At 73.2% G+C, this 16,621-nt stretch carries 15 protein-coding genes; 13 read left to right on the forward strand and 2 right to left on the reverse strand.

What is annotated here, in order from left to right; translation table 11 throughout:
* Positions 1-3 precede the first annotated feature (3 nt).
* The 4 genes from ACFYYR_RS23640 to ACFYYR_RS23655 are packed head-to-tail and all read left to right on the forward strand — an operon-like array spanning position 4 to position 2,648.
* Entirely contained in the window at positions 4-1,074 is a 1,071-nt protein-coding gene (locus ACFYYR_RS23640; protein ID WP_388856888.1) for an LLM class flavin-dependent oxidoreductase, read from the forward strand.
* Positions 1,071-1,625, forward strand: coding sequence for a nitroreductase family protein (locus ACFYYR_RS23645; protein WP_388856891.1), 555 nt, complete (start codon positions 1,071-1,073; stop codon positions 1,623-1,625). Before ACFYYR_RS23640 ends, ACFYYR_RS23645 begins: the two co-directional genes overlap by 4 nt.
* Positions 1,582-1,899, forward strand: a complete 318-nt coding sequence (locus ACFYYR_RS23650) for a DUF6092 family protein (RefSeq protein WP_388856894.1) — start codon at positions 1,582-1,584, stop codon at positions 1,897-1,899. The genes ACFYYR_RS23645 and ACFYYR_RS23650 overlap by 44 nt, the downstream gene beginning before the upstream one ends.
* The gene (locus ACFYYR_RS23655) at positions 1,896-2,648 is read left to right on the forward strand and encodes a tRNA-dependent cyclodipeptide synthase (protein ID WP_388856897.1); all 753 of its coding nucleotides are present in this window, start codon (positions 1,896-1,898) and stop codon (positions 2,646-2,648) included. The genes ACFYYR_RS23650 and ACFYYR_RS23655 overlap by 4 nt, the downstream gene beginning before the upstream one ends.
* Here ACFYYR_RS23655 and ACFYYR_RS23660 read toward each other — a convergent pair.
* On the reverse strand, positions 2,645-3,553 hold the full coding sequence (locus tag ACFYYR_RS23660) for a BTAD domain-containing putative transcriptional regulator (RefSeq protein ID WP_388856900.1): 909 nt from the start codon (positions 3,551-3,553) through the stop codon (positions 2,645-2,647). The genes ACFYYR_RS23655 and ACFYYR_RS23660 overlap by 4 nt on opposite strands.
* A 291-nt stretch (positions 3,554-3,844) precedes the next feature.
* On the opposite strand from ACFYYR_RS23660, the gene solA reads away from it, so the two are divergent.
* From solA to ACFYYR_RS23705, 9 genes are all read left to right on the forward strand, one after another.
* Positions 3,845-5,038, forward strand: coding sequence for an N-methyl-L-tryptophan oxidase (solA, locus tag ACFYYR_RS23665; protein ID WP_388856903.1), 1,194 nt, complete (start codon positions 3,845-3,847; stop codon positions 5,036-5,038).
* Positions 5,035-5,538, forward strand: a complete 504-nt coding sequence (locus tag ACFYYR_RS23670) for a flavin reductase family protein (RefSeq protein WP_388856906.1) — start codon at positions 5,035-5,037, stop codon at positions 5,536-5,538. The genes solA and ACFYYR_RS23670 overlap by 4 nt, the downstream gene beginning before the upstream one ends.
* Positions 5,539-5,570: 32 nt before the next feature.
* A complete protein-coding gene (locus ACFYYR_RS23675; RefSeq protein ID WP_388856909.1) occupies positions 5,571-6,671 on the forward strand; it encodes a phenazine antibiotic biosynthesis protein in 1,101 nt (366 codons plus the stop codon).
* On the forward strand, positions 6,671-8,041 hold the full coding sequence (locus tag ACFYYR_RS23680) for an aldehyde dehydrogenase family protein (protein ID WP_388856912.1): 1,371 nt from the start codon (positions 6,671-6,673) through the stop codon (positions 8,039-8,041). Before ACFYYR_RS23675 ends, ACFYYR_RS23680 begins: the two co-directional genes overlap by 1 nt.
* Positions 8,042-8,172: 131 nt before the next feature.
* The gene (locus tag ACFYYR_RS23685) at positions 8,173-8,595 is read left to right on the forward strand and encodes a phosphopantetheine-binding protein (protein WP_388856915.1); all 423 of its coding nucleotides are present in this window, start codon (positions 8,173-8,175) and stop codon (positions 8,593-8,595) included.
* On the forward strand, positions 8,588-11,314 hold the full coding sequence (locus ACFYYR_RS23690) for a type I polyketide synthase (RefSeq protein WP_388856918.1): 2,727 nt from the start codon (positions 8,588-8,590) through the stop codon (positions 11,312-11,314). The genes ACFYYR_RS23685 and ACFYYR_RS23690 overlap by 8 nt, the downstream gene beginning before the upstream one ends.
* Before the next feature lie 2 nt (positions 11,315-11,316).
* Positions 11,317-12,090: a thioesterase II family protein gene (locus ACFYYR_RS23695; RefSeq protein ID WP_388856921.1), complete on the forward strand. Its 774-nt coding sequence runs from the start codon at positions 11,317-11,319 to the stop codon at positions 12,088-12,090.
* Positions 12,091-12,101: 11 nt separating this feature from the next.
* Positions 12,102-13,151, forward strand: coding sequence for an aldo/keto reductase (locus ACFYYR_RS23700; protein ID WP_388856924.1), 1,050 nt, complete (start codon positions 12,102-12,104; stop codon positions 13,149-13,151).
* Between the two features lie 37 nt (positions 13,152-13,188).
* Positions 13,189-15,594: an acyltransferase domain-containing protein gene (locus tag ACFYYR_RS23705; RefSeq protein WP_388856927.1), complete on the forward strand. Its 2,406-nt coding sequence runs from the start codon at positions 13,189-13,191 to the stop codon at positions 15,592-15,594.
* Here the strand turns inward: ACFYYR_RS23705 and ACFYYR_RS23710 are convergent.
* Positions 15,547-16,467: a LysR family transcriptional regulator gene (locus ACFYYR_RS23710; protein ID WP_388856930.1), complete on the reverse strand. Its 921-nt coding sequence runs from the start codon at positions 16,465-16,467 to the stop codon at positions 15,547-15,549. The genes ACFYYR_RS23705 and ACFYYR_RS23710 overlap by 48 nt on opposite strands.
* Between the last annotated feature and the right edge of the window lie 154 nt (positions 16,468-16,621).

Genomic DNA, 16,621 nt, shown 5'->3' on the forward strand with positions numbered 1-16,621 from the left:
CACATGACGCAATTCGGAGTGAACTTCTTTCCGGTTGTGGATCCGGCGGTGAAAACCGCCACCGACTATTACGACGAGACCCTGCGGCTCATCGAACTCGCCGAATCCCTCGGTTTCACCCAGGCGCAGACGGTCGAGCACTACTTCACGCCCTACGGCGGATACAGCCCGGATCCGGTGACGCTGCTCACCGCGGCCGCCGCACGGACCAGCCGCATCCGCCTCGCCACCGGCGCCGTCGTTCCCGCCTTCACCCACCCGGTGAAACTGGCCGGAAAGCTCGCCATGCTCGACCACCTGTCCCACGGACGGCTCGACGTGGGATTCGGACGGGCCTTTCTGCCCACCGAGTTCGAGGCCTTCGGCATACCGATGGACGAGAGCCGGGCCCGGTTCACGGAAGGCGTCGAGGCCTGCCGCCGGCTGTGGACCACGGAGGACCTGGTGTGGGAGGGCCGCTTCCACCGGTTCGGCCCGGTCACCCTGCTGCCCCGGCCCTACCAGCGCCCCCACCCGCCGATCTTCATCGCCTCGGCCACCAGCACCGACTCGTGCGCGGCCGCCGGAACCGCCGGTCACCACCTCCAGGTCGTGCCGTCCGTGACCTCGGCCGAACAGCTCGCCTCGATGCTGGACGCCTATCGCGGCGCCTGGGACGCCGCGGGCCACGACCCCGCCGCCCGGCGCATCCAGATGAAGTTCACCTGCTACCTCTCCGCCGACCGCGAGGAGGCCCTCCAGCAGGGCGAGTTCTACGAGCGCAGCTACATCGACCACATGGCCGTGGCCGTCGCCCCGCTGGCCACCGGAGACTCTGCCGACTATCCTGGGTACGACACGTTCCTGGAGAAGGCGAAGAATTACGAGTTCGCCGCCTCCCTGGCGGGCAACAAGGTATTGGCGGGGGATCCCGACGGCGTCACCGCGCAGCTCCGGTCCGTCCGTGAGCAATTCGGCGAGGACCTGTCCTTCAGCCTGCAGTTCAATCCCGGCGGTCTGGCTTTCGCCCGCGCCGCCACGGCGATGGAACTCTTCGCCGCAGAGGTCATGCCGGCCTTCGGGCAGGCGTCATGAAGGACACCCTGGAAACCCTGCGCACGCGGACGGTCCTGCGCAATTACTCGCCCCGTCCGGTCGATGACGCGACTGTCGAGGACATGCTGGACGCCATGGTCGCGGCACCGACCGCGTCCAACAAACAGGCCTGGTCCTTCGTCGTGGTCCGCGACCCCCGCCTGATCCGCCGGATACGGGCCTTCGCGCCCGGCATCATCGGCACCCCGGCGCTGGTCGTCGTGGCCTGTGTCGACCGTTCCCGCACCGATCGCCTGCCCGGCCACATCTCGCAGAAGATCTACCGGACCAGCAAGCTCTGTGTGGCCATGGCCGTGGAGAACCTGCTGCTCGCCGCGCACTCCCTGGGGCTCGGCGGGTGTCCGGTGAGCAGCTTCCGGGACCGGCAGATCCGCGACCTGCTCGCCATCCCCGAGCACATCGAACCCCTGCTCGTGGTGCCCGTCGGCCATCCGGCCGAGGCTCCCGTCCCCTCCGACCGCCGTGACAAGAAAGAGGTGATCAGCCGTGAACGCTGGGGCCGAGGCGCTTCCGCCGGCACGTCTGCATGAGGAGATCGCGCTGCTCGCCGCGTACCTGCTGAGCAGCGGCCGCGGTCTGCTGGAGGAGCCGGCCGACTACGGCTCCTACCGCTGTGCGGATGCCGCCCGCCGCACCCTGCTCCTGCTGGAACAGGCCGGCGGAACCAGCGACCGCCTGCAAGCCGTCCGCAAGAGCCTGGACGACCTCATGTTCGCCCCGATGGGCGGCGAGGTGGACATGGCCGGGGTGCTGGACACCCTGTGCGCGGACACCGCGCTCGGCCTCGAGGAGCTGACGTCGTGAACGGAACGGGAAGCACCCGCTTACCGGCGCGGGAGCAGCCGGCGGAGTACTCCCACGGCATGTACGTGGAGCCGCTGAGCGAGGAGTGCCGGCGGATATGGCACCGGCGCGACCACGCCCTCATCGGGGTGAGCGCGGGGAACAGCTACTTCTCCCAGGACCGGCTCGCCGGTCTGCTGACCTGGGCGGGCCGCACCTTCGCCGCGGTGGACGTGGTCTACGTCGACACGCACATCGACAGCATGCTGATCGCCGACGGGCACACTCCCGCGGCCGCCGCCAAGTCCGCGCGCAACACGGTCAAGGACGTACGCCGCCGCATCCGCCGGGCCGTGGAGAGCGCCGCGGCCGACGGGGAACGCCTGCGGGTCCGCGCGCTCTCCGAACTCGTCGACGATCCCCGGTACCGGTCCGTGCGCGCCCGCACGGACCGGGCCCTGCGGGAGGTGCCCGAGTTCGCCGCCGTCGTCGACGAGATGGTGCGCCAGGTCGTACGTCACCGGCTGGGCCCCCAACGGCTCGCGACCGACGCCCATATCCAAGCGGGACTGGACTACGTCAGGGCCGAGGCCCCGCTGTTCACGGACGCTCCGGCCATTTTCGGAGTCCGGTCGTCGATGACCTGCTACCACCTCAACACCCCGCTGCAGCAGTACCTCGTCCGGCCGGACGCCGCCTTCCGCCCGGCGCCGGGCCACGCCCACATGGTCGTACGCGCCCCCGAACCGGCCCGTACGGCGGCTTCCTAGGAAGCAGCGGCCCCCTCGCCGACCAGCGCCGACAGCCGTTCCAGCCGGACCCGCAGCGAGCGCTGCTCCGAGGCCAGCAACTGCACCAGGCCGCGCAGCCGGTCCAGTTCGTCGGACCGCCGGGCCTCGTGCGGTGCCCGGATCCCGCCGGAGGGCCCTTCCCCGCGCCCCGGCCGGTGCCCCGGCCCTCCGGCCGCGCCGCGGTGCACCGTGCCGTGGCCGTGGCCGGGGGCGTGCCCGGGACCGGTCTGCGTGGGCCCGGCGGCGGGGCCGGCCCGGTGCAGGGCCAGCGTCAGCTGCGCACCGAACTGCGGGTGTTCCGGATGCGCCCGGACCGCTTCCCGCAGCTCTGCCAGCACCTGTTCGTGGCGGCCGCTCCGCAGCGCCGCGTCGAACATCGCCTCCAGCGCCTCCTCCCGCACGCGCTCCAGATCCGCCGCCACCGCGGCACAGATGGGACCGCGTGCGCTGCCCTCCAGTACCTCGCCGCGCCACAGCGCCAGCGCCTGTCGCACCTGGTGGTAGGCCGCCTGCGGTTCGCGGCCCGCCAGCCGCCGCGCTCGTGCCACCGACAGCCGGAACCGTCCGGCGTCGGTCTCCCGCTCGTGCGCCTGCAGGGCATAGCCCGACCGGTTCGTCAGGAGCCGGGACCGGCCCGCCAGTTCCGGTTCCAACAGGGACAGCGTCTGCCGCAGCCGGGACACGTGGGCCTGCAGGGCGTTGCCCGCCTTGCCCGGGGGATGGTCCCCCCACAGCTCGTGCACGAGCTCGTCCGTGTGCACCGGCATGCCCGGACGGGCCATCAGCGCTCCCAGGAGCGTGCCCTGCTTGGAGCTGGTCAGCCGTATGCCCCGGTTCCCTCTCTCGTCGTACACCTCGGGTACGCCCAGCATCCTGAACAGCATCGGTTCCCCCTTCGCGGTCTCGAGTCCGCCTCTTGACCGGCGCACACGTGTCCTGTCACCGAGGGGACCACGCCACCCCGCCCCGGCGCTTGAGTGGGCGGCACTTAATCGCGCGGCTCCGCGGCCCCGCCCGGCCCGGTGCGTCGTCGCGGTCCGGCCCGGCCGGCCCGGACCGCGGACCGGGGGAATTGAGTGCCGACCACTCACGTGCCGGCCGCACCCCGCGTGGTCTGGTGGGCCCAGCCGTTCCACCCGGTCCGGCCGCAGTGGAGCGCGAGCGAGAGAGGCACCATGAAACGGTGGGACGCTGACGTGGCCGTCATCGGCCTGGGAGCCTGGGGAGCCATGGCCCTCTGGCAACTGGCCGCACGGGGCGTCGACGTGATCGGCTTCGAACAGCACCGCCCCGGAAACGCCTTCGGGTCCTCCTTCGGGGGATCGCGGATGTTCCGGATCACGTGCCTGGAACACCCCGGGCTGGTACCGCTCGCCCGGAGGTCACTGGAGCTCTGGCGACGCCTCGAGGACGAGTCGGGGGACCGCCTGTTCCTCCCCGGCGGCGGACTGCTGATCGGGCCGGAGCACGGCACGATCGTCGGCGGGACCCTGCGGGCGGCCCGCGAACACGGCATCGACGTGCACGCCCTGACCGGGGCGCAGCTGCGCGAACGCTTCCCCCGCCAGGCCGCGGTGCCGGAGCACCACCGTGCGGTGTGGGAGCCCTCGGCAGGCATCCTCCGGCCCGAGGCATCGATCCGGGCCGCCACCGGGCTCGCCACCGCGGCGGGCGCGCGGGTGTTCACCGACAGCCGGGTCCGGGCGGTGGAACCCGTCGGCGACGGCGTGGAGGTGCGTACCGCCGAGCGCGTCCACCGCGTCCGCCGGGTCGTGGTCACTGTCGGGTCCTGGCTCCCCACCCTCATCGAGGGCCTGCCGTTGCAGACCCTGCGCATGCCGCTGACCTGGTTCCGCCCGGTCGTCGACGACAGCGGCTTCGACCTGGAGCACTTCCCCGTCTTCATGCGCGAGACCGACGAGGGTCCGGTGTTGTGGGGCAACGGCCGGGAGGGCGGCCACCAGGTCAAGCTCGGTCTCGAGGGGTACGGCCCCGGAGCCCGCCCGATCGGCCCCGACGACGACGCCGACCGCTCCGTCCGGTCCGAGGACTGGTCGGACGTCGCACGCCTGCTGCCGGGACTCCTGCCCGGCCTGGCGGAGGTGCCCGACCGGGTCGCCGTGTCGTTCTTCTCCCGCACCCCGGACGGCCAGTTCGCCGTCGGCGCGCTGGACGACGCATCGCGCGTGATCGTCGGGGGCGGGTGCAACGCCCACGGCTTCAAACACGCCTCGGGCATCGGCGAGCTCCTCGCCGAACTGGCCACCGGCGCCGCCCCGCGCCTGTCGCTCGACTTCCTCGCCCCGGGCCGGTTCGGAGCCCGCACCGCGCCCGCGGCCGCCCCGCTCGCAGCACTGGACGCACGATGAACGCCCCGGCCCGGACCACCCCGCTGGCCGGAGCGGACGAGTTCCGGGACGCCATGGCCCTGTTGCCGGCCGCCGTCACCATCGTCACCACCTCCGACGGCGAGGGGCGCCGCTGGGGGTTCACGGCCAGCTCCGTGGTCTCCGTCTCGCTCGACCCGCCGCTGCTCATGGTGGGCCTGTCCCGCACCTCCAGTTGTCACCAAGCCCTGGTGTCCGCCCCGGAGTTCGTGGTGAACGTGCTCGACGGCCGCCACCGCGCCCTGGCCCGGACGTTCGCCCAGCACGGAGTGGACCGCTTCGCCGGGCAGCACTTCGAGCAGTGGCCGGGAACCGCCCTGCCCGTGCTTCCCGGCGCCCATGCCGCGTACCGCTGCGTGCGCCACGACGTGGTTCCCGCGGGCGACCACGACCTGCTGTTCGGAGCCCTCACCGAGGTGGAGGCGCGACGCCCCGGAACCCCCCTGCTCTGGTACCGGCGGGCCTTCCGCACGCCGTGCTGAACCCACCACCCCTCGCTGTCCAAGGAGAACCCGTGTCACCAGCAGCCCACCCCGTTCTGGATCTGCCGTTCGACGTCACCCCGGACCCCGACGAATTCGTCCGCGCTGCGATGGAGTGGCACTTCAGCCCCGAGACGGGCTCGCCGTACTGGCTCCGGCGTGCGCAGAGCCTGGACTTCGACCCCCGCCGGGACATCAAGACCCACGCCGACCTCACCCTCTTCCCGAACGTCGTCGACGAGCTCCGGGACGTCCCGGTGCGGGACCTCGTCCCGCGTGGCTACGGCGAAGCGCCCGACATCGTCGGCACCTTCGAGAGCGGCGGCACCACGGGAGCGCCCAAGCGGGTCGTCTGCCTGCGGGACTGGATGGACCGCGTGGTGGCCTGGAGCAACGCCAACCTCGACACCCATGGCTTCCCCCGGGGCGTCCAGTGGCTCGGGGTCACCCCTTCCGGCCCGCATGTCGTGGGCCGGATCTTCGAGGAGTCCGCCGCCACCCACGGAAGTCTCGGCTTCTTCGTCGACCTCGACCCGCGCTGGGTGAAGAAGCTGATCGCCACCGGCCGCGGCGACCTCGCCGACGACTACGCCGAACACGTCATCGACCAGGCGGCCTTCGTCCTGCGCACCCAGGACATCGGCGTCATGACGATCACTCCGCCGCTGCTGGAGCGGCTGGCCCGCCGGGACGAGCTGGTCGACCTCGTCAACGAGAAGGTGCGGGCGATCCGCTGGGGCGGCACCCAGATGGACGCCGACAGCCGTGACCTGTACCGCACCGAGATCTTCCCCGGCATCCCGCTCTACGGCCACTACGGCAGCACGATGATCCTCGGCATCGCCGGGCAGCGGTACGGCCTGGGCGAGGACGACCCGTGCGTCTTCGACACCTTCTCGCCGTACATCACCTTCTCCGTGGTGGACCCGGCGAGCGGGGAGCCGGTCGCCTACGGGGAGCGCGGCCGCGTCGTGATGAATCACGTCAGCAAGGGCCTGCTGCTGCCCAACAACCTGGAGCGTGACCTCGCCACCCGGATCGAGGCCCCGGACGGACGCGTCGGGGACTCGGTCGCCGACATCGCGCCGGTGGCCCGGTTCGACAACGAGACGGTCATCGAGGGGGTCTACTGATGACCGCGGGAGCCCTCCCCCTCGACGTCCTCGGCCCGTCCGGCGTCTACCGTGCCCGCAACCGGCAGACCGTCACCGACGTGGCCGGCCGGACGACGGCCGAACTGGGCGTCGCTCCGAAGCTGTTCGTCAGCCGGGCCATGAGGGCGCTGCGCGCGGCCGTACCGCTGCCCGTCGACGCACGGGTGGCGGCGATCGCCAGGGCCGGTGAGCTGTTCGCCACCGCCGAACTGGGCGGGCTCACCCCGGAGGCGTACGAGCACGCGGTGAGCCGGGTCGCCGGCCTCCCCGTCACCGTGGTCCGCGCCGCCACCCGTACCCTCGCGCACCGCACGGCGCACCTCCACCGCGGTCTGCAGTTCGCCCGTCCCACCGGGGCGGTCACCGACTGGCGCGACCCGCTGACCCGTACCGGCCGGGCCGTGTGGGCGCGGCGCGGCGAGGTGCTCGCGGTGCATGCGGCGGGCAACCATCCCGGTACGCACTCCCTGTGGCCCGAGGCGCTCGCCCTCGGCTACCGGGTGGCCGTACGGCCGTCGCGGCGCGAACCCCTCACCCCGCACCGGCTGGTTCTCGCGCTGCGGGCCGCGGGCTTCGGGGACGACCACGTGATGCTGCTGCCCACCGAGCACGAACCGGCCGAGGCCATGCTGCGAGCGGCCGATCTGGCGTACGGCAGCGACGAGATCATCCGGGAACACGCCGAGGACCGGCGGGTGCTGTCGCTGACTCCCGGCCGCAGCAAGGTCCTGCTCACCGGGGACGTGGACTGGCGGCGGCACCTGGACACGCTGGTGGATTCCATCGCCCACCACGGCGGCACCGGCTGCGTCAACGCCACGGCGGTCTTCGTCGAGGGCGACACCGCGCCCGTGGCCGAGGCCCTGGCCGAACGGCTCGCCTCGCTGCCCAGCCTGCCGCCCGAGGACGACAAGGCCCGGCTGCCCGTGCAGTCCGCCCGCTCGGCCAGAGCCCTGGAGAGCTACGTGCTCGGCCGCGCCGCGGGCGCCCGGGCCTGGCTGGGCGGCGGCGGCATCGCCGACGACCTGGGCGACGGCAGCGCCGTGCTGCGCCCCGCGGTCTTCGAACTCGACCGCCCGGACGCGCCCGAGGCCGGGACCGAGGTGCCCTTCCCCTGCGTCTGGGTGGCGCCCTGGAACCGTGCGGCGGGGGTGGCACCGTTGCGGGACACGCTGGTGATGAGCGCCTTCACCGACGACGAGGAACTCATCGACGCCCTCTGCGACGAACCCACCGTCAGCAACCTGTACGTGGGGGACCACCCCACGCACTGGACCGACACCGGAATGCCGCACGACGGCTATCTGGCGGACTTTCTGATGCGCAGCAAGACCGTGCTGCGGGGCTGAACGGCCCCGTCCCCCCTTCAGGGCGCCGGCCTCGGGACACCCCCGGGCCGGCGCCCTCGCTCATGCCCTAGGTCATAACGAATGCTTCTCGGGCTCACGAGATCCAGCTATTGGACATCTGGTTCCGGTGATTGGACGATCGAGAAGCCGCCCGCCTCGAACTCCCGTACCGGGACGAATTGGAGTGGACCATGCCCGCACAACGCCCAGCACCGGAACGGCGCACCGAGGACGTTCTGGCCGAGATCTGGTGCGACGTCCTCGAACTGCCCCGGGTGGGCAGGCAGGACAACTTCTTCGACCTCGGCGGCCACTCCGTCCTGCTGCACATGGTCCGTGACGACATAGCCCAGCGCCTCGGCAAGGACGTTCCGCTCGTCGAGCTCTTCTCCCACCCCACGATCGGATCCCTCGCCCGCCACCTCGACGGCGACGGGGGAGCCGGCCGCGGCGGAGCCCGGCGTGCCCCCGCCGCACGGGCGGGCGGCCGGGCCCGGCTCGGCAGCCGCCGCCTCCACGGTGACCGGGCGGCCGGAGGGGACCAGGATGCGTGACCACGGCCCGAAGGAGGAGACGGCGGCCGCGTCGGACGGTCACGTCGCGATCATCGGGATGGCGGGCCGCTTCCCCGGCGGTGAGGACATCGACGCCTTCTGGCGCAACCTCAGCGAGGGCCTGGACACGCTCACCCGGGAACCGGCCCGGCCGGTGCGGCCGAACGCCGCCGGAACCGGCGAGGAATCCGGCCCCACCTTCGTCCCCGCCCGTGGACTGCTGGAGCGGACCGAGTGGTTCGACGCCGGATACTTCGGCTACTCCGCCGAGGAAGCCCTGCTCATCGACCCCCAGCAGCGGGTGTTCCTCGAATGCGCCGTGGCCGCCCTGGAACACGCCGGCCTGGACCCCGACCGTCACCCGGGCACCATCGGCGTCTACGGCGGCTCCACGGAGTCGCCGTACGCCCAGACCCTCCGGGACCAGCGGGAGAAGCTGCCGGACGTCACCGAGGAGGACATCCTGCTCGGCACCGCTCCGGACTTCCTCCCGGCGCGCACGGCCGAGCGCCTGGGCCTGCGCGGCCCGGCGGTCGCCGTGCAGTCCGCCTGTGCCACCGCGCTCGTCGCCGTTCACCTGGCCGCTCAGGACCTGCTCTCCGGCGACTGCGACGTCGCCCTGGCGGGTGCGGTCGCGGTGCACGCCCCGCCCAAGAAGGCGGGATACACCGAGGACGGCATCCTGTCCCGCGACGGCGTCTGCCGCTCCTTCGACGCCCTCGGCGACGGCACGGTCGCCAGCAACGGCGTCGGCATCGTCGTGGTCAAGCGCCTGACCGACGCGCTCGCCGACGGCGACCGCGTCCACGCGGTGCTGCGCGGCTCCGCCGTCACCAACGACGGCTCGGCCCGCATCGGCTTCACCGCGCCCAGCGTCGAGGGCCAGGCGGCGGCCATCCGGACCGCCCAGCTCGCCGCCGGCACCGACGCCGGAACCATCACCTATGTGGAAGCCCACGGCACCGCCACACCGCTCGGTGACCCCATCGAGATCACGGCCCTCACCGAGGCGTTCCGTGAGGACACCGACGACCGCGGCTACTGCGCCATCGGGTCGGTGAAGAGCAACATCGGGCACACCGACGCCGCGGCCGGAGCCGCCGGACTCATCAAGACCGTGCTGGCCCTCGAGCACGCCGCGATCCCTCCCAGCCTCCACTTCTCCACGCCCAACCCTCAGATCGACTTCGCGGACGGGCCCTTCCGGGTCGCCACGGCGCTCGAACCCTGGCAGCCCAGGGGGCCCGTCCGGCGCGCGGGTGTGAGCGCCTTCGGCATCGGCGGGGTCGACACCCATGTCGTCCTCGAGGAGGCACCCGCCCCGGCTGCCACCGGCCCCGCCCGGACGGCCCAGCTCCTCGTCCTCTCCGCGCAGACTCCGACCGCCCTGGACACCGCCGCCCGGAATCTGGCCGCACACCTGCGCGCCCGCCCCGAACTGCCGCCGGCCGACGTCGCCTGGACCCTCCAGACCGGCCGCCGTGAGCTGCCGCACCGTGCCTTCGTGGTCGCCGGGAGCGCCGAGGCCGCGGCAGCGGCTCTCACCGCTCCGCCGCACGAGGGGGAGCCGGCCGCCGTGTCCCGTGCCGCGGCACTGTTCTTCCCCGGGACCTCCGGCCGGCCCGGACCGGGCTGGCTGCTCCCCTCGGAGCCGGTCTTCACCGCCGCGTTCGACTCCTGCCTGGACGCCGCCGGCAGCGACCTGGCCGACGCGGTGCGCACCGCGCTCGCCGCACCGGAGCGCACCTGGCCGGACGACCCCGCCGTTCACGACCTCGCGGTCTTCGCCCGGGAACACGCCCTCGGCGCGCTCTGGCAGCACTGGGCCGGGGAGCCCGCCGCCGTGTCCGGCGCCGGCCCGGGCGCGCTCGTCGCCGTCACGGCCGCCGGAGTGCTGAACCTGCCGGACGCCGTCCGGCTCGTCGTGGCCACGGCCGGGTGCCCGGACCGGGAGGAGGCGCTGCGGGGGCTGCTGTCCGGCAGCGAACTCCGGCCGGCCCGGATCACGCTCACCTCCGGCCAGGACGGCCGCCCGTACGACACCTCGACGGCCCCCGGCCTCGCCCGCTGGGCCGCCGAACGGGCCGGGCAGGGGGACCCCGGGGCAGGTCAACGGGCAGGCCACGAGGCGGCGTTCGAGACCCTCGACGACGGTTCCGGCCCGGTTCCCCTGGCCGTCCCGCCCGCCGCTGCCACCCCGGACGCAACGCTGGCCGCGCTGCTCACCGGGCTCGGGCGACTGTGGACCCGCGGTGTCGCGGTCGACTGGACCTCCGTGCATGACGGTGCGCGAAGGGCACGGCTGCCGCTGCCCGGCTACCCGTTCGAGCGCCTCCCGTACCTCGTCGAGCCGGTCGAACAGCCCTGCCCGCCGTCGGAACCGGTCGCCGCCCCGGCCCCGGCCGCCGTACCGGACACCCGCACCGAGGCCCGGCCCGCACCGACGCCGTCGCACGCGGACCCCGGCCACGACGACACCCTCGACACCGTCCTGCGGCTGTTCGCGCAGGCTCTCGGACTCAGCTCCGTCGACCCCGACGACAGTTTCTTCGAACTCGGCGGTGACTCGCTGATCGCCGCACGTCTCCTGGCCGAGGTCCGATCGCTCTTCCCGGTCGACATCAAGGTGAAGACGCTGTTCTCGGCCCCCACCGCGGCCGACTTCGCCGAACTTCTCGACGAGCGCCGGGCCGCCGGCCACCAACCACCCAAGGAGTGAGCATGGCCGACACCACGACGCCCGGCGCCGCGGCCACCACACCGGTCGACAGCCGATGGCTGGCGTGCCGCGACGCCAAACCGGACGCCTCCGCCGACCTGTACTGCTTCGCCCACGCCGGAGGCTCGGCGGGCGAGTTCGTGCGCTGGTCGGACCAACTGCCGGGGATCCGGGTCCGGGGGGTGAAGCTGCCCGGCCGGGCGCCCCGTCAGGACGAGCCGCCCATCACCCGGATGACCGAGCTGGTCAGGACCCTCGTCGCGGAGATCGAGTTCGGTCCGGGCCGCTTCGCCTTCTTCGGGCACAGCCTCGGCGGCCTCGTGGCCCACGAGGTGGCCCGCACTCTGCGGGACACCGGCCGCCGCATGCCGGAGCAGATCTTCGTCTCCTCCGTGCAGGCCCCACCCGTCCAGGTGGCCCGGCCGGTGCACGGGCTGCCCCCCGGCGAGCTGCTCGTCGAGATCGAACGCCGCTGGGGCGCCCTTCCCCCGCTCGTCCACGAGGACGAGGACCTGCGCGATCTCGTCCTCGGCTACTTCCGGGCCGACATGGAGATCGCCGAGACCTACGACTTCGCTCCCGGGCCGCCGCTGGACCTGCCCCTGACCGTCTTCGTCGGCGAGGAGGAGGCCGGTGACCTGCAGGGCTGGGCGGTCCACACGAGTGGTTCCTTCCACCACCACACCGTGCCCGGGGGCCACTTCCACTTCCGCGTCCCCGGCCCGCGGCAGGAGCTGCTGCGGATCGTCCACCGGGCGATGACCACCGCCCGATGACAGGAGGAGCCATGCGCACCACGACCTTCGGCCGGAACACCGGCCTGCGAGTCTCCGAATTCGCCCTCGGCACGGCCAACTTCGGCACCCTCTGGGGCGGCGGAGCCGACCGGGACGAGGCCCGCAGGATCCTCGACCGGTTCACCGACGCCGGCGGCACCCTGATCGACACCTCCGACAGCTACCAGCTCGGCACGTCCGAGCAGATCCTCGGCGAGCTCCTCGTCGCCAACCGGGAGCAGTACGTCCTCAGCACCAAGTTCTCCCTCGGCGCGGGCCGCCCGCACCCCTCCACCACCGGCAACAGCCGCAAGAACATCCGCCGCTCCGTCGAGGCGAGCCTCAGGCGGCTCGGCACGGACTACGTGGACATCTACTGGGCGCACCTGCCCGACGGCCTGACCCCCGTCGAGGAGATCGTCACCGCTCTCGACGACCTGGTCCGGGCCGGCAAGATCCTGCACGCCGGACTCTCCAACTTCCCCGCCTGGCGCGTCTCCAGGGCGGTGACCCTCGCCGATCTGCGGGGCTGGTCCCCGCTCGTCGGCGTGCAGTTCGAGTACAGCCTCGCCGAGCGCAGCGCCGACCGGGAGCTGCTCCCCATGGCCGAGGCGCTGGGCCTGGGCACCACCCTCTTCGCCCCGTTGGGCGGCGGACTGCTCACGGGCAAGTACCGCACCGGCACCGCCGGAAGGCTCACCGACTGGGAAGGCCGGGGCATCCGGACCGAGGACTCCGAGCAGCGCACCCGGATCGTCGACACCCTGCTCACCGCGGCCCGGGAGACCGGCTGTACGCCCGCCCAGGTCTCCATGGCCTGGCTGCGCGCCCGGGCCGCGGACTCCCCGACCGCTCTGGTCCCGATCGTCGGCCCCCGCAGCGCCGACCACATGGAGAGCTATCTCTCCGTCCTGGACCTCACCCTCGACGAGGCCGTGCTGCAGCGGCTCGACGAGGTCAGCGCAGTCCCCCTGGGACAGCCGCACGAACTGGTCGCCGGGGCGCTCGGCCCCGTGCGCGGCGGGCGGACCGTCACCCGGCCCGCCGCGCCGCCGGCCTGAGGCGGGCTCCCACCGAGGTCACGAGGAAGGACAACGGATGCACGCGATCGATCCGGCGGACGACACCCGGATCGCCGTCATCGGCACCGCCGCGCGGTTCCCCGGCGCGACGGACTTCGACGGCTACCGGCAGCAGCTCCTGCGGGGCGACGGGCCCGGCCCGGTCCTGCACGACGCGCACACGTTCGACAACGGCTACTTCGGCCTCTCGCCCGGGGAGGCGCTCATCACGGACCCGCAGGCGCGGATGCTCCTGGAGTGCGTGGCCCACGCACTCCAGGACGCGGCCGTGGACACCTCCCGCACCGACGCGGTCATCGGCGTCTACGCGGGTGGCGGCACGACCTCGTACGCCGCGGGGCTGCGCCGCGGGATCCGGCAGCTGCCGAACGCCGACGACTGGCAGATCCGAATCGCCACCGGCCTCGACTTCCTCGCCTCCCGTCCCGCCTACAAGCTGGGGCTCACCGGTCCGGCGGTGACGGTGCAGGGCGCGGGAGCCACCGTGCTGATCGCCGTGCACCACGCCGTGCAGGCCCTGCTCGCCGGGGACTGTGACATCGCGGTCGCCGGGGCCGTCACGGTCCGTCCCGCCGCCGACGGCCGGGACCCGGCGGACCGGGCGTCCGTCGGCGGCTGCGGGGTGCTCGTCCTCAAGCCGCTGGGCGCCGCCCTCGCGGACGGCGACCACATCCGGGCGGTCGTGCGCGGCACGGCCGTCGGCCGCGGCGACACCTCGGACCGCGTCGCCCTCCGTGCCCGCGCCGTCGCCGGGGTTGCGGCGGACACGATCGTCCCGGTGACGGCCGTGACCCCGGGCGGCGCCGCGGCCACCGACACCACCGCCGGCGTGACGGCCCTCCTCGGGGCCGTCCTGGGGGTCGCCTCCGGGACCCTGCCCGGTGACGCCGACGACTGGCGGGTGCCGGGGCGGCCCCGCCGGGCAGGGGTGGACGCGTCGGGCCCCTTCGGCGTGCGGGCCCATGTCGTCGTCGAGGAACCCCCGGTCACGGCACGGCCGGAACCCGAGACGAGCTGGCAGCTGCTGCCGCTGTCGGCCCGGTCCGAGTCCGCGCTCGACGAGCTGACCACCCGTCTCGGTGACGCGCTCGTCCGCGATCCCGCCCCGCCCCTGCCGGACGCGGCCTGGACCCTGCAGACGGGGCGCACCGCCGAGGAGCACCGTCGGTTCGTGGTGGCGCGCACCTCGGCGGAGGCCGCCGCCGTGCTCCGCAGCGGCAGACGCCGCAGGACTCCCACCGGGCGCGCGCCCGGCGAGCCCCGTCCGGTCGTCTTCACCTTCCCCGGCCAGGGCGGCCAGCACGTGGGCATGGCCCGGGGGCTGTACCGCACCCATGCGGGGTTCCGCGCCGACATCGACGCCGCGGCCGAGCTCGCCCGCGAGCCGCTCGGAGTCGATCTGCGGAGCATCGTGGACCCGGTCGACGAGGCCGCGGCCGAACGGGCCCGCGAGGCCCTGTCGACCATCGCCGTGGGCCAGCCCGCCGTCTTTGCCGTCGAGTACGCGCTGGCCAAGGCGTTGCTGCGGTGGGGCGTACGGCCTGCGGCCGTCGTCGGGCACAGCCTCGGCGCGTATGCCGCGGCCTGCGCGGCCGGGGTCTTCACCTTCCCCGACGCCCTCGCCCTGGTGGTCGAGCGGGGCAGACTGCTGCAGAGCCTGCCGTCGGGGTCGATGGCCGCCGTGGGGCTCCCCGAGGACGAGGTACAGCCGCTGCTGCCCGAGGGGCTCGGCATCGGCGCCGTCAACGGTCCCGAGCAGGTGGCCGTGTCGGGACCGACCGCGCTGGTGGAGCGTTTCGTGCGGGAGTTCCCCCGGCCCGATACCGAGGTCAAACTCCTGAAGATCGCGACGGCGGGGCACTCCGCGCTGGTGGAGCCCGCCCTGGACGCGTTCGAGGAGTACGTCTCCGGACTCCGGCTGCGGGCCCCACGGATCCCCGTCGTCTCGGACACCACGGGCGCCTGGGCCGGCGAGGAGATCGCCACACCCGCCTACTGGCGTGCGCACATGCGCCGGACCGTGCGGTACTCCGACGCCCTGGGCTCGCTCGCCGGACTCGACCGGGCCGTACTGCTCGAAGTCGGGCCCGGCCTGACGCTGACCTCACTCGCCCGGCGGCACCCGGCCCTGACCGAGGACCACCCGATGTTCCAGACCCTGCCGCATCCGGCGGACGACACCGCGGAGGCGCAGGTGCTGCTGACGGCGCTCGGCAACCTGTGGCTCGAGGGGACCGAGCCGGACTGGGCCGCCTTCCACGGCGACCGGGACCGCAGAAGGGTTCCGCTGCCCGGACATCCCTTCCAGCGGCAGGAGTTCCTGCCGCCGGTGCCGGTGCCGGTGCCGGTGCCGGTGCCGGTGTCTGACGACAGGTCAGGCGTCGGAGCGGGCGTCGGGGGAGCCGGGGCCGAGGTCCGCTAGGGATTCCCGGGCGTAGGCGATGAAGGCCCGCGCGGCCGGGCTGATCGGACCCGTGGAGCGCCAGGCGAGCGCCAGCCGTCCGCGCAGATGCGGACTGGCGATGGTGACGGTGTGGAGCCGCCTGGCGTGGCTCCGGATGAACGGCTGGGGCAGAATCGCCAGCCCCAGTCCCCGGGCGGCCAGTTGGGCCAGCACCCCCGGGTCACTGGCCTCGAACGCGATCCTGGGCCTGGCGCCCGCCGCCGCCCAGGCCGCCTCGACCGCGGTCCGCAGCCCCGTGCCCGGCGGCAGACAGATCAGGGTGTGGTCCCGGATCTCCTCGACCGACACCTCCTGGTGCTCGGCCAGGCCGTGGTCGTGGCCGACCGCCCCCACGAGGAGTTCATCGGCGATGACCTGGATGTCCAGGTCCCCGGGCGGTTCGCCGGCCAGGCCGATGACGGCCACATCGATCCGGCCCGCCCGTATCGCCTCGGCCAGCTGGTCGGAGTTCCCCTCGGACAGGGCCATGTCGACGGACGGATACCGCTCGTGGAACCGGGCGAGCAGCTCCGGAAGCGCCAGGGAGGAGGACGAGGCCACTGTCCCGAACGTGACCTGTCCGCGCGTCAGGCCGGCGAGGTCGTCCACCGCGAGCCGAGCGCCTTCGACGGCGGCCAGCGCCGCCCGTGCGTAGGGCAGTACGGCCGTTCCGACATCCGTCAACTGGACGGTGCGCCCGCTCCGGTCGAGCAGTTCGTGTCCGAACTCCCGCTCCAGTCTGCGGATTTGCGCACTCACTCCGGGCTGGGCGACGTGGACGCGGGCTGCCGCCTTGGTGAAGCTCGCCTCCTCGACGACAGCGACGAAGTACTCGAACTGGCGTAGTTCCATAAGTGTTGATTCTAAGGGGTGGCACGATGACGTATTTCTCCTTACTTGCCCGGCAGGTTGGGGGTGAGGTGTTCGTTCCTGGTCAGGAGGGTTTTGATGAGGAGCGGACGGGTTTTCAGCGGGCGGTGGTGCATCGTCCGGAGGTGATTGTGGG

Origin of the sequence: Streptomyces sp. NPDC001922 (assembly GCF_042891165.1) — a bacterium.
Classification (GTDB): Bacteria; Actinomycetota; Actinomycetes; order Streptomycetales; family Streptomycetaceae; genus Streptomyces.

Excerpts from the sequence above, each read along its gene's own strand:
- ACFYYR_RS23690 (WP_388856918.1), top strand. The coding sequence starts at position 8,588 with ATGCGTGACCACGGCCCGAAGGAGGAGACGGCGGCCGCGTCGGACGGT.
- ACFYYR_RS23660 (WP_388856900.1), bottom strand. The coding sequence starts at position 3,553 with ATGCTGTTCAGGATGCTGGGCGTACCCGAGGTGTACGACGAGAGAGGG.
- ACFYYR_RS23700 (WP_388856924.1), top strand. The coding sequence starts at position 12,102 with ATGCGCACCACGACCTTCGGCCGGAACACCGGCCTGCGAGTCTCCGAA.
- ACFYYR_RS23695 (WP_388856921.1), top strand. The coding sequence starts at position 11,317 with ATGGCCGACACCACGACGCCCGGCGCCGCGGCCACCACACCGGTCGAC.
- ACFYYR_RS23705 (WP_388856927.1), top strand. The coding sequence starts at position 13,189 with ATGCACGCGATCGATCCGGCGGACGACACCCGGATCGCCGTCATCGGC.
- ACFYYR_RS23640 (WP_388856888.1), top strand. The coding sequence starts at position 4 with ATGACGCAATTCGGAGTGAACTTCTTTCCGGTTGTGGATCCGGCGGTG.
- ACFYYR_RS23645 (WP_388856891.1), top strand. The coding sequence starts at position 1,071 with ATGAAGGACACCCTGGAAACCCTGCGCACGCGGACGGTCCTGCGCAAT.
- ACFYYR_RS23680 (WP_388856912.1), top strand. The coding sequence starts at position 6,671 with ATGACCGCGGGAGCCCTCCCCCTCGACGTCCTCGGCCCGTCCGGCGTC.
- ACFYYR_RS23710 (WP_388856930.1), bottom strand. The coding sequence starts at position 16,467 with ATGGAACTACGCCAGTTCGAGTACTTCGTCGCTGTCGTCGAGGAGGCG.
- solA (WP_388856903.1), top strand. The coding sequence starts at position 3,845 with ATGAAACGGTGGGACGCTGACGTGGCCGTCATCGGCCTGGGAGCCTGG.
- ACFYYR_RS23670 (WP_388856906.1), top strand. The coding sequence starts at position 5,035 with ATGAACGCCCCGGCCCGGACCACCCCGCTGGCCGGAGCGGACGAGTTC.